This is a genomic window from Streptomyces sp. NBC_01216 (assembly GCF_035994945.1).
Taxonomy (GTDB): Bacteria; Actinomycetota; Actinomycetes; order Streptomycetales; family Streptomycetaceae; genus Streptomyces.
Genome location: NZ_CP108677.1, coordinates 3,508,885 through 3,521,915, shown reverse-complemented (window position 1 = coordinate 3,521,915; position 13,031 = coordinate 3,508,885). Strand labels below are relative to the sequence as shown.

8 protein-coding genes are annotated in these 13,031 nt (G+C 68.4%); 3 read left to right on the top strand and 5 right to left on the bottom strand.

What is annotated here, in order from left to right; translation table 11 throughout:
* Window positions 1-4: 4 nt before the first annotated feature.
* Window positions 5-2,311, bottom strand: a complete 2,307-nt coding sequence (locus OG393_RS15435) for a DUF6049 family protein (protein WP_327375229.1) — start codon at window positions 2,309-2,311, stop codon at window positions 5-7.
* A 181-nt stretch (window positions 2,312-2,492) separates the two neighbouring features.
* Here OG393_RS15435 and OG393_RS15430 point away from each other — a divergent pair, with 181 nt between their 5' ends.
* Window positions 2,493-3,935, top strand: coding sequence for a CCA tRNA nucleotidyltransferase (locus OG393_RS15430; RefSeq protein WP_327375228.1), 1,443 nt, complete (start codon window positions 2,493-2,495; stop codon window positions 3,933-3,935).
* 92 nt (window positions 3,936-4,027) lie between these two features.
* Here the strand turns inward: OG393_RS15430 and OG393_RS15425 are convergent, their stop codons facing one another.
* The 3 genes from OG393_RS15425 to OG393_RS15415 form a co-directional block, all read right to left on the bottom strand.
* Window positions 4,028-5,287: an MFS transporter gene (locus tag OG393_RS15425; protein ID WP_327375227.1), complete on the bottom strand. Its 1,260-nt coding sequence runs from the start codon at window positions 5,285-5,287 to the stop codon at window positions 4,028-4,030.
* Window positions 5,288-5,362: 75 nt separating this feature from the next.
* Window positions 5,363-6,445, bottom strand: a complete 1,083-nt coding sequence (locus OG393_RS15420; RefSeq protein WP_327375226.1) for an inositol-3-phosphate synthase — start codon at window positions 6,443-6,445, stop codon at window positions 5,363-5,365.
* Between the two features lie 49 nt (window positions 6,446-6,494).
* Window positions 6,495-7,184, bottom strand: a complete 690-nt coding sequence (locus tag OG393_RS15415; protein ID WP_327375225.1) for a PadR family transcriptional regulator — start codon at window positions 7,182-7,184, stop codon at window positions 6,495-6,497.
* 368 nt (window positions 7,185-7,552) lie between these two features.
* On the opposite strand from OG393_RS15415, the gene OG393_RS15410 reads away from it, so the two are divergent.
* On the top strand, window positions 7,553-10,282 hold the full coding sequence (locus tag OG393_RS15410; RefSeq protein ID WP_327375224.1) for a transglycosylase domain-containing protein: 2,730 nt from the start codon (window positions 7,553-7,555) through the stop codon (window positions 10,280-10,282).
* A gap of 107 nt (window positions 10,283-10,389) precedes the next feature.
* Window positions 10,390-11,883 (top strand): glycosyltransferase family 87 protein, encoded by a 1,494-nt coding sequence (locus OG393_RS15405; protein ID WP_327375223.1) that lies wholly within the window; start codon window positions 10,390-10,392, stop codon window positions 11,881-11,883.
* A 108-nt stretch (window positions 11,884-11,991) separates the two neighbouring features.
* Here OG393_RS15405 and OG393_RS15400 read toward each other — a convergent pair whose 3' ends face one another.
* The gene (locus tag OG393_RS15400) at window positions 11,992-13,023 is read right to left on the bottom strand and encodes an alanine racemase (RefSeq protein WP_327375222.1); all 1,032 of its coding nucleotides are present in this window, start codon (window positions 13,021-13,023) and stop codon (window positions 11,992-11,994) included.
* Window positions 13,024-13,031 lie beyond the last annotated feature (8 nt).

Sequence of the window (13,031 nt, the reverse complement as noted above, 5' to 3'; positions counted from 1 at the left end):
TCGCTCAACGGTCCACTTTCTCACCCGGGCCGGACGGGTCACCGCTTTCGGTAGCGGTGTCCGGCGTCGGGTCACTCGGCTGCTCCGCTTCCTCGCTCTCCGTACCGTCTGCCTCGGTGTTTCCGGCGGCGCTCCGCTTCCGCTGGGTGTACATACGTACACCGGCGAGTACAAGCAGGAGTACGCCGCCGGCGATGACGAGCATCACGGTCGAGGTGATCTCGGAGACCCGGACGGTGAAGTCGATCGGCTCACCGTACGGCGTGCCGTCCTCGGTGTAGAGCTGGGCCGTCATGGGGACGGGCCCGTTGGCGTTGGCCGACGCCTCGAACTTCACGGACTGGCTGTGTCCGGCGCTGATCTTGATCGGCAGTTCCGCGACGGCGCCGCCGCCGTTGAGCTTCAGACGGGTCTTGTTGCTGGAGGTGAGCCGGAGCACCAGGTTGTCCACACCCTGGAGCAGCTTGTTCTGGACGGTGACCGGGATGGTCGCGCTGCGGCCCGACAACGTGAGGTCGGACTTGTCGATCAGCTTGACCTCCTGGGTGATGCTCTGGAGGTAGTCGGACACCTGGGTCCGGTACTGACCGGCGGAAGCGGTCCTGCCGCGCCACGACGTCGACATCTCGCGACTGATGGCGGTCCCGAACGGGGTCACCACCCGATCCGGCTGGGTCAGGATGACCTTGAAGTCGTCGAGAGCGTCGCGGGTCGTCTTCATGCTCTGGAAGGCCGCTCCGCTCAGCTCCTGCTTCCGCAGCTGCTGGGGATAGCGGGAGACGGCGGGGACCTTCGTGGACGCATCGGGGTCCGGCTTCGCGGCGGCGGCCGTGAGCAGGTCGAGAGGTTCCGTCCAGCGCTGGACGGAGAGCCCGCGCAGGGCAGTGGCCATGCTCTGCGCCTGAGGCGTGGTCGGCATGCGCTGCGGGGCGACGACCACACTGCGCTGAAGGTCCGGCTGCTCCAGGGTCACCGCGAGCGACTGGGCGAGGAACTTCTGTATGGCGAGCGTCGAGTTCCCTTTCACCAGCATGTCGCCCTCGAACGCGGTGGACAGCGAAGCGTCGCTGACCACTGCCGTCATACCCCCTCCGACGGCACGCGCGGCCGTGGGGGTGTACGGGAGGTCGTCCCGGAAGCTGTCGCTGCGCGCGATCACCTTGCGGGCGCCGGCCGACGTGGCCACGGCCATGATCGACGGATCGACGGCCCCGTCCACCGGCCAGGAGAAGGCCGTGGACGGTTTTACGTGGAGGACCGTCTCCACGGTCGACGCGGCAAGCTCCGTCGCCGGCTGGAGGTGGCTGAGCGAGCCGGGCACGGCCTTGCCCGAGTGGGCCAGCGAGGCGATGTCCGGGTCGGCGAACGGCAGCGCGATCACCTTCTCGTTCGCGACCGCCTTCTCCAGGGAGTCCAGCCACTGCTTGGCGACCACCTGGTTTCTGCCGGGCACCTCGCCCGCACCGTTCTTGACCCGGTAGTTCCGGGTCATGGCGTCGACGGTGGCCAGCAGGTCCGGATCGATCACCCAGGTGATGGGGAGGTCCTTGCCCAGGGTGACCATCTGTTCCAGACGCCCGCCCGGGGCCAGCTCGCCGGCCAGCTCGTCGTTCTCGAAGACCGGTGTCTGCTGATCGTCCGATCCGGTCTCCGCCGACACATGGGCCGAGGAGATCAGCGGCCAGAGATAGGTGAGCTGGGTCCTCTTGTCGGTCCGCTCGGGCTGATAGGGCAGGAACGTCCGGTTGATGCCGAGGACACGGTCACCGGGCTGGGCCGAGGTGTGCCCGGTGAGGGAGACACCCAGCTGGTAGACGCCCTCGTCCTCCAGCCCGAGCCGGGAGACGGGAACCGAGAGGGTGAACTCCTGAGTGAGCCCGGCCGACAGCTTCGGAACCTTGACCGTGAAGGTGCCGCCCAGCGCCGCGGGATCACTGTCCGCCCGGAATCCGGTACGACCGGCGACCTGCTCGATCTCGCTTCGGCTCGTCATCCGGGGGCCGACCCGAAGGTCGATCGTGGCATCGGTGATGGCCTGCTTGCCCTGGTTGGTCACGGTGCCCGAGACCGTGAGGGTGTCGTTCTCGACCGGAGCGCTGGGTGAGAGCGTGTCGAGAGACACAGCGACGGTACGCGAGCCGGTGGGGGCGGCGCGAAGAGAGTCCTTCTCGGCGGCGAGCGCCGCCGAGGCAGCGGGCAGCTGAAGGAGTCCGGCCAGCAGCGGCGCCGCGGCGGCCAGAGCCGCCGCGCGCCGCAGCCATCGACGGGCAGGTGACGGAGCAGTCCCCTGGATGTCTGCCGCCTCGGCCACGCGTTCGCCCATCCTCGTCGTCTCAGTGGTGTCGGTGTGGTTCCCGGTTGCTGTGTCCAGGCATGGTAACGAGGCACGCTGTGGCCAAGTGCCGGGGACTGCTCCAGCCGATGGGCGGGCGGACAGCCCTGCCGGAAATCGAGGACGTCGCCGGGGGCTGGGGCACGTACCCTTTTCTGTTGTGCCGAACGCCAACGAAGACAACCCGACCGCACTGAGCCAGGTGCAACGCCGAGCGGTCAGCGAACTGCTGCGCGTCTCCCCTGTCGCCGATGACCTCGCCGTCCGCTTCCAGGAAGCGGGATTCAGCCTTGCGCTGGTCGGGGGCTCGGTACGGGATGCCTTGCTCGGCAGGCTCGGCAACGACCTGGACTTCACCACCGACGCCCGCCCCGAGGACGTCCTCAAGATCGTCCGACCCTGGGCGGACGCGGTCTGGGAAGTCGGGATCGCCTTCGGTACGGTCGGCTGCCACAAGGGCGGCTACCAGATCGAGGTCACTACCTACCGTTCCGAGGCGTACGACCGCACCTCGCGCAAGCCCGAGGTCTCCTACGGCGACTCCATCGAGGAGGATCTCGTCCGGCGTGACTTCACGGTCAACGCCATGGCCGTGGCTCTCCCCGCGAAGGCATTCATCGATCCACACGGAGGCCTGGAAGACCTTTCCGCCCGTGTGCTGCGCACGCCGGGAACTCCGGAGGCGTCCTTCTCGGACGACCCGCTGCGCATGATGCGCGCCGCACGGTTCGCCGCTCAGCTGGACTTCGATGTCGCCCCTGAGGTCATCACGGCGATGACGGACATGGCGGACCGGATCGAGATCGTTTCGGCTGAACGGGTGCGCGACGAATTCAACAAGCTCCTGGTCTCCTCGCACCCACGCAAGGGTCTCGGGCTGTTGGTCGCCACCGGGCTCGCCGATCGCGTACTCCCCGAGCTCCCGGCGCTGAGGCTGGAGAGTGACGAGCACCATCGGCACAAGGATGTCTACGAGCATTCCCTGACCGTTCTGGACCAGGCGATCGACCTGGAAGAGGACGGGCCCGATCTGGTCCTGCGTCTCTCCGCGTTGCTCCATGACATCGGAAAGCCGCGCACCCGCCGCTTCGAGAAGGACGGTCGCGTCTCCTTCCACCACCATGAGGTGGTCGGCGCGAAGATGACCAAGAAGCGGATGGCCGCACTGAAGTACTCCAACGAGATGATCAAGGACGTCTCGCGCCTGGTGGAACTACATCTGCGCTTCCACGGGTACGGGGCCGGTGAGTGGACCGACTCCGCGGTGCGCCGCTATGTGCGCGACGCGGGTCCGCTGCTTCCCCGGCTGCACAAGCTGACGCGCTCGGATTGCACGACCCGGAACAAGCGCAAGGCCGGTGCTCTCTCCCGTGCCTATGACGGGCTGGAGGTGCGCATCGCCCAGCTCCAGGAACAGGAGGAGCTGGACGCGATCCGTCCCGATCTGGACGGCAACCAGATTCAGGAGGCCCTGGGGATCCGTCCCGGGCCGGCCGTCGGTCAGGCTTACAAGTTCCTGCTGGAACTGCGCCTGGAGAACGGACCGATGGAGCACGAGACGGCCGTCGCGGCCCTCAAGCAGTGGTGGGCGACGCAAGGCTGAGCATGGCCCGTCGATGTTTCACGTGAAACATCGACAAACATCGACAAACATCGACGGCGGGAAGGCGGTGGGGTTCTGTTTCACGTGAAACATCACCCCACCGCCTTCCTGCGTAGCAGCAGGAGCGTGAGTGCCGCGTACAGTGCGGCGACCATGAGGATCAGAAGGGTGGACCGGCCGTCGGGTGGCAGCATCAACGCCGCGATCGCTGCCGCGCTCACGAAGGCGACGTTGAAGAGCACGTCGTAGAGCGAGAAGATCCGCCCGCGATAGGCGTCCTCCACCGTCGTCTGGACCACGGTGTCCGTCGCGATCTTGGTGCCCTGAGTGATGAGCCCCAGGATGAAGGCGGAGATCAGGAACGGCGTCGGCGCGAAGGCCAGTCCCAGTGCCGGCACGAGAACAGCGGCGCTCCCCGCGCACAGGGCCATCCAGCCGAACGGGCCGAATCGCCCGACCGCCCAGGGGGAGAGCACCGCGGCGGTGAAGAAGCCGGCCCCGGACACGACGAGCGCCAGACCCAGAAGGGCCAGCCCCTGGGATTCGGTGACGCTCCAGGCGTATCGGCAGAGCATGAACACGGTGACGGTCACCGCGCCGTAGCAGAAGCGCATCATCGTCATCGCGGCCAGTGCCTGGGCCGCCGGGCGTCGCTCGGCGAGATGGCGCAGGCCGGCCGCGAGTCCACGCGCTGTCGACGTCAGTGCGGCGGCCAGGGGGAGTCGCGTCCGCTCCGTGTCGGGTCCGAGGAGTTCGCGAGGCATGCGCAGTGAGGCGAGTGCGGCGCAGAGGTAGAGGAGGGCGCCCAGTGCGACGACCGCCGCATCGGAGTCCGAGGAGACCAGGCGCACGCCGAAGGCCAGGCCACCGCCCAGCGTCGCGGCCACCGTGCCGGCGGTCGGGGAGAGGGAGTTGGCCACCACCAGCCGTTCGGCGTCGACGACCCTCGGCAGCGAGGCCGAGAGTCCTGCCAGGACGAAGCGGTTGACCGCGGTCACGGACAGCGCCGAGGCGTAGAAGAGCCAGTCCGGGGCCGATGCCAGCATCAGACCCGCTGTCCCACACGCCAGCGCGGTGCGCAGCAGATTGCCGTAGAGGAAGACCTGGCGTCGTTGCCAGCGATCGAGAAGGACTCCCGCGAACGGTCCGATGAAGGAGTACGGCAGCAGCAGGACGGCCATCGCCGAGGCGATGGCCGTCGGTGAGGTCTGCTTCTCGGGGGAGAAGACGACGTACGTGGCGAGCGCCACCTGGTAGACGCCGTCGGCGCTCTGCGAAAGCAGGCGCACGGCCAGCAGGCGGCGGAAGTTCGTCAGGCGCAGGAGTGTGCGCAGGTCACGTACGACGGACATGGCAGCAAGACTCACATACGCGGAGGGCTCCCGGGCGACAACCCGGGAGCCCTCGTGCGACGCGTGGGTGGGCGCTTAGCGCTCGACCTCGCCCTTGATGAACTTCTCGACGTTGGCCAGGGCCTCGTCGTCGAAGTACTGCACCGGCGGAGACTTCATGAAGTACGAGGACGCGGAGAGGATGGGGCCACCGATACCCCGGTCCTTGGCGATCTTCGCGGCACGCAGGGCGTCGATGATGACACCGGCCGAGTTCGGGGAGTCCCACACCTCGAGCTTGTACTCGAGGTTCAGCGGGACGTCGCCGAAGGCGCGGCCTTCGAGGCGGACGTATGCCCACTTGCGGTCGTCCAGCCAGGCCACGTAGTCCGACGGTCCGATGTGGACGTTCTTCTCGCCCAGCTCGCGGTCGGGGATCTGCGAGGTGACGGCCTGAGTCTTCGAGATCTTCTTCGACTCGAGGCGGTCGCGCTCGAGCATGTTCTTGAAGTCCATGTTGCCGCCGACGTTGAGCTGCATCGTGCGCTCAAGGCGGACACCGCGGTCCTCGAACAGCTTGGCCATCACGCGGTGCGTGATGGTCGCGCCGACCTGGGACTTGATGTCGTCACCGACGATCGGCACACCGGCCTCGGTGAACTTGTCCGCCCACTCCTTGGTGCCGGCGATGAAGACCGGGAGGGCGTTGACGAAGGCGACCTTGGCGTCGATGGCGCACTGCGCGTAGAACTTCGCCGCGTCCTCGGAACCCACGGGCAGGTAGCAGACGAGCACGTCGACCTGCTTGTCCTTGAGGACCTGGACGACGTCCACCGGCTCCTCTGCGGACTCCTCGATGGTCATGCGGTAGTACTTGCCGAGACCGTCGAGCGTGTGACCGCGCTGAACGGTGACGCCCTTGCTCGGGACATCGCAGATCTTGATGGTGTTGTTCTCGCTGGCGCCGATGGCGTCGGAGAGGTCGAGGCCGACCTTCTTGGCGTCGACGTCGAAGGCGGCGACGAACTCGACGTCACCGACGTGGTAGTCGCCGAACTGGACGTGCATGAGGCCGGGCACCTTGGCCGCCGGGTCGGCGTCCTTGTAGTACTCGACGCCCTGCACCAGTGAGGCGGCGCAGTTGCCCACGCCGACGATGGCTACGCGAACCGAACCCATTTCCGGTTGCTCCCTGTGTGATCGTGGAAGCCCTGCGGGTAGCAGGGTTTCACTTGGCGGTGTCGTCGGACGGATCCGGCCGGGTGCTGCCCCCGTGCCGGGGCAGACCGCCCGTTTCTCCAGAATTGTTGTCCTGCTGAGCGGCGCCCTCGGGGCTGCCGGGACCGGATCGCTGATCCCGCCCCGCCCGCTCGCTCTCGATGAGCTCGTTCAGCCAGCGCACTTCGCGCTCCACGGATTCCATTCCGTGGCGCTGAAGCTCAAGTGTGTAGTCGTCGAGGCGCTCGCGTGTCCGGGCGAGAGAGGCGCGCATCTTCTCCAGGCGCTCCTCCAGCCGGCTGCGGCGGCCTTCCAGTACCCGCATCCGCACCTCGCGCTCGGTCTGGCCGAAGAAGGCGAACCGAGCGGCGAAGTGTTCGTCCTCCCAGGCGTCCGGACCGGCGTGGGAGAGGAGCTCCTCGAAGTGTTCCTTACCTTCGGCCGTCAACCGATAGACGATCTTGGCGCGGCGCCCCGCGAGTGACGCGGCGAGCGCGTCCTCCGGGGCACTGCCGGGCTCCTCGATCAACCAGCCGTTCCCGACCAGCGTCTTGAGGCAGGGGTAGAGGGTCCCGTAGCTGAAGGCCCGGAAGATCCCCAGCGAGGTGTTGAGCCGTTTGCGCAGCTCGTACCCGTGCATCGGGGCTTCTCTGAGCAGGCCGAGAACGGCGAACTCGAGGATTCCGGAGCGTCTGCTCATCCGTCGCCTCCTCCGCCGTAAGGACCCTTATGCCGTGCTGATGTATCGACTCGATACATCATGACGATAGAACGACGATTCTGTTGCGACAAGTGGGGTCGTGGTGACCGGCGTCACATCATCAATTCGCAGCAGTCGACATGACTGTTTTGGGGTGAACTTTGGCCCTAGGTGGGTTTTGGCCGTGCGTAGTCTGTGCGGCATGCAGACCACCGGGAACCAGGCGACACCGCGAGGCGTCAGTGATCCAGGTGACCGGCTGCAGTACGGAACGGCCTCCCATGGGGCGTGTCCGTGCGCATTTCGGGGGGACCGGAACTCAACTGCCGCTTCCAGGCGTACGCGCCTGCCCGAGGAGTAGTCGTTCGATGAGCGAGCACCGTCGCAGAATGCCGCAGCCCCAACCGCCCAGTGGCGGTCGCGTTGCGGCTCGGCGCGCCGCCCAGCAGCCCGCGGGCCGCAGGGCGCCCCAGGCGCGGGATGTCAGTACGGGATCCCCCTCGTCCGGGTACGGGGAGGAGCGGCCCTACGGCGGACGGGCCGAGGCCCGGCGTGCCGCCCAGCGCGGCGGCGGCCGACGGCGCGGTCCCGAGGGCGCCGGCCCGGGGGGTCCCGGCGGTGGCCGCCGAGGCGGCGGAGGCGGCGGACACGAAGGTGGTCCCGGACGGGGCCGCGGGGGTCGTCCGCCGGGCCGGAAACGACTGATCGACTATCCGCGGTCCGGCAAGTACGGCTGGCGTCGCTGGCTGCCCTCCTGGAAGCTGACGACGGGCCTGGTCCTCGGCTTCTTCGGCAGCCTGATGGGCGCCGCGACCATCGCGTACGCCATGGTGGGCGTCCCCAACGAGGACCTGGCAGCCAAGGCGCAGAACAACGTCTACTACTGGTCCGACGGCACGCAGATGGCCGCGACCGGTGGCGAGGTCAACCGGCAGATCATCGGCATCGAGGCCATTCCGCTGGCGATGCAGGAAGCGGTGATCTCGGCCGAGAACAAGACGTTCCGCGATGACTCCGGCGTCGACCCGATGGGAATCGCGCGCGCCGTGTGGAACATGGCCAAGGGCGGGGACACCCAGGGCGGCTCGACCATCACCCAGCAGTACGTGAAGAACAACCGGCTCGCCGACCAGTCGCAGACCCTGACCCGCAAGGTGAAGGAACTCTTCATCTCGATAAAGGTCGGCACCGACCTGAACAAGAACGAGATCATGGCGGGCTACCTGAACACGTCCTACTACGGGCGCGGGGCCTACGGAATCCAGGCAGCGGCCCGCACCTACTACGGCAAGGACGCCAAGGAGCTCGACCCCAGCGAGTGCGCCTTCCTGGCCTCGCTGCTCAAGGGCGCCACCTACTACGACCCGGCCGGCTCCCCCGAGATCGATCGTGACGCCACCGAGGCCGCCAACACCAAGCGGGCCAAGGACCGGTGGGGCTGGATCCTCGACGAGATGGTGAAGGACGGGCACCTCGACTCGGGCGAGCGGGCCAAGTACGCCGAGTTCCCGATGCCCCAGCCGCCGAAGAAGAGCGCGGCACTGAGCGGCCAGACCGGCTACCTGGTGAGCCTGGCGAAGGCGTACTTCATCAACAACAACGAAGACGGCTACACGGAGAAGGATCTCGCGCGCGGCGGGTTCGAGATCTACACGACCTTCGACAAGAAGAAGGTCAACGCCCTGGAGAAGGCCGTCCAGAAGGTCTACAAGGAGTACATCGACCCGAAGAAGCGGCCGAAGACGGACACCCACGTCCAGTTCGGCGGCGCCTCGGTGGACCCGAGGACCGGGGCGATCGTCGCGATCTACGGCGGGACCAACGCCACCACGCACTTCACCAACAACGCCGACCAGACCGGTGCCCAGGTCGGATCGACCTTCAAGCCCTTCGTGCTGGCCGCGGCGATGCGGGACGGCGTGCGGGACCCCGACCGAGGTGAGGTCCAGGACGCCTCCACCCGCACCCGGGTCGACCCCGACAAGAGCCGCTACAACGGTCAGAACAAGCTGCGCATCAAGCGCTATGACGGCTCGATCTGGCACGACGAGAACGGCAGGGAGTGGCTCCAGGTCAACGACGACGACGCGAGCTACAAGGACATGAACCTCCGCGAAGCCATGATGCGCTCCGCCAACTCCCCCTACGTCCAGCTCGGCATGGACGTCGGCATCGACAAGGTCCGCGAGGCCGCGATCGACGCCGGGCTGCTCGAGGGCTCGCTGGTGAAGGCCAACGTGCCGTCGTTCTCCCTGGGTATCTCCGACCCGAGCGCGATCCGGATGGCCGGCTCCTACTCGACCTTCGCCAACAACGGCGAGCGCAACGACCCGTTCTCCGTGACGAAGGTTCAGGAAAAGGGCCAGGTCGTCTACGAGCACAAGACGGTGGGAAAGCGGGTCTTCTCGACCGCTGTCGCCGGAAACATCACCGATGTGCTCAAGGACGTCGTCGAGAAGGGCACCGGTACGAAGGCCCGGCTCGACGGCCGTGAGGCGGCCGGGAAGACCGGTACCACCGATGGCAACAACTCCGCCTGGTTCGTGGGCTACACGCCGCAGCTGTCCACCGCGATCGACATGTACCGCTTCGACGACGACGCCAAGAACACGAAGCGCAAGTTCGAGTCCATGTACGGCACCGGGAACCAGCCCAAGATCCACGGCTCGTCGTTCCCCTCGCGGATCTGGCACGACTACATGACCGAGGCCCACAAGGGACAGAAGGTCATGTCCTTCCCCGAGCCGGAGGACCTCGACGCGGAGGCGGTCTACGGCGGCGGCGCCCCCAGCCCGACGCCGACCCCGACCGAGACGCCGTCCGAGACCCCCTCGGAGACGCCGTCCGAGACGCCGTCCGAGACCACCCCCACCAAGACCCCGGGCAAGCCGGACAAGACCTGTGACGTCTGGGACTGGCAGTGCAACGCGGCCGGTGGCCAGGACGGTGGCGTCACCTCGGGCAACGACAACGGCGGTTCGACCGGCACGACCGACGGGTCCACCGGCACGCCGACACCGACCCCGACGGACTCCCCCAGCACCGGCAACGGTGGCGGCGGACGCCCCAACGGCGGAGCCGGCTGGCTGGGCGGCTGACCCGCCGCCGCCACCCCGAGGGCCGCCGCACCCGATCCGTACCCCGTGTACGCGTCGGGCGCGGCGGCCCTCGTCGCGTTTCCCGGGGGGTACGGCAGGATGTCCCCATGCCCAGCCTCCACAAGACGAGTCCGCGACAGGACCGGCCGCAGGACCTCCCGGTGGTGTGCCCCACCCAGCGGGACGAGGTCGCCGCGGCGGGCAGTGAGCTGATCGGCGGGCCGATGGGTCGCCACGCCCGGCTCGGCACCGGGCCCCTCACCCCGGTGAGGGTCATCGTGCTGGTCGCCATCGGGATGTTCGCGCTCGGCATGGTGCAGAAGATCCCCTGCTACGACTGGGCCTGGTTCCGGGGCACCACCTCCCAGTACACCCACGCCTGCTACTCGGACGTTCCGCACCTCTTCGTCGCCCGGGGCTTCGCCGAGGGGCTCGTGCCCTACTTCGACCGGCTCACCGGCGACATAGGGTTCCTGGAGTACCCCGTCCTGACGGGGCTCTTCATGGAAGTCGCGGCCTGGCTGACGCCCGGCGGGACCGACATGATGCACCGCGAGCAGACGTACTGGATGATCAACGCGGCGATGCTGCTGGTGTGCGCCGCCGTCATGGCCGTCTGTGTCGCGCGGACCCATCGCCGCCGGCCCTGGGACGCGCTCCTCGTCGCCCTGGCGCCCGCGTTCGCCCTCACCGCGACCATCAACTGGGACCTGCTGGCCGTCGCGCTCACCGCCGCCGCGGTGTTGATGTGGTCACGGAGCCGGGTGGTGGCCTTCGGCATCCTCATCGGGCTCGCCACCGCCGCGAAGCTCTATCCGGTCCTGCTGCTCGGCCCGCTGCTGCTGCTCTGCTGGCGGGCCGGCAAGTGGCGCGCGTTCGGCACGGCATGCCTCGGAGCGGCCGGCGCCTGGCTGGCGGTGAACCTGCCGGTCATGCTGCTCGCCCCTGAGGGGTGGAAGCAGTTCTACGCCTTCAGCACGGAACGGAGCGTGGACTTCGGCTCGGTGTGGCTGCTGATCAGCCAGCGCACGGGTACGCAGATCCCGCCCGGTACCGCGAACGTCCTCGCGATCCTGCTGATGCTGTTCGCCTGCGCGGGCCTGGGCGCGCTGACGCTCACCGCGCCCCGCCGGCCCCGCTTCGCTCAGCTCGCCTTCCTGGTCGTGGCCGCCTTCGCGCTGTCCAACAAGGTGTACTCCCCGCAGTACGTGCTGTGGCTCATCCCGCTGGCCGCGCTCGCCCGGCCGCGCTGGCGTGACTTCCTCGTCTGGCAGGCGTGTGAGGTCCTGTACTTCCTGGGCATCTGGATGTACCTGGCCTTCACCACCAGCGGCAACAAGCAGGGGCTGCCCACGGACGGCTATCACTTCGTCCTCGTCCTGCACCTCCTCGGCACGCTGTACCTGTGTGCCGTGGTCGTGCGTGACGTGCTGGCGCCCGAACGGGACGTGGTGCGGCAGGACGGCTCGGACGACCCCTCCGGGGGCGTCCTGGACGGCGCGGAGGACGTCTTCGTGCGGGGCCGGGCCGCGCATCCGGCCCGGCACGCGGCGCAGACGGCGGAGGGGCCCCTGGTGGAGTGGGGCGTGGTCCGGGAGTAGGACCGGGCGGGGCCCGTCCCGGTTGCGTCCGGCCGATACCCGGGCGCCACCGGTGCGGCGCGGGCAGGACCTCGGCGGGCCGGACCCCCGGAGGTCCGGCCCGCCCGCTCAGTGCTCGACGAGCCGGTCGAACTGGGTGGTCGTGTGGCGCAGGTGGGCCACCAGTTCGTCGCCGACCTTCGGCTCCTGTGCGTCGGCCGGCACGAACAGGATCGACACCTGCATGTGCGGCGGCTCGGCGAACCAGCGCTGCTTGCCGGCCCAGACGAACGGCGAGAGGTTCCGGTTGACGGTCGCCAGACCCGCGCGGGCCACCCCCTTCGCCCGGGGCATCACCCCGTGCATCGCCTTGGGCGCCTCCAGGCCGACCCCGTGCGAGGTGCCGCCGGCGACGACCACCAGCCAGCCGTCGGACGCGGCCTTCTGCTGCCGGTAGCCGAACCGGTCGCCCTTGACGACACGGGTGACGTCGAGCACGGAGCCGCGGTACTCGGTCGCCTCGTGGTCGCCCAGCCAGAGCCGGGTGCCGATCCGGGCGCGGAACCGGGTCTGCGGGAACTGCTGCCGCAGCCGCGCCTGCTCCTCGGCCTTCAGGTGGCTCACGAACATGGTGTGCAGGGGCAGACGGGCGGCCCGCAGGCGGTCCATCCAGCCGATGACCTCCTCGACGGCGTCGGTGCCGTCGGTGCGGTCGAGCGGCAGGTGCAGGGCGAAGCCCTCCAGCCGCACGTCCTCGATGGCCGCGTGCAGCGCGCCCAGGTCCTCCTCACGGACGCCGTGGCGCTTCATCGAGCTCATGCACTCGATCACGACACGGGCACCGACCAGGGCGTGCACGCCATCCACGGAGGACACCGAGCGGACCACCCGGTCCGGCAGCGGAACCGGTTCCTCACCTCGCCGGAACGGTGTGAGGACCAGCAGGTCACCGCCGAACCAGTCCTTGATCTTCGCGGCCTCGTAGGTGGTGCCGACGGCCAGCATGTCGGAGCCGAAACGCGCGGCCTCCTCGGCCAGCCGCTCATGGCCGAAGCCGTAGCCGTTGCCCTTGCAGACCGGGATCAGACCGGGGAACCGGTCGACCACGTTCTTCTGGTGCGCCCGCCAGCGCGCGGTGTCGACATAGAGGGAGAGCGCCATGGCCGGCC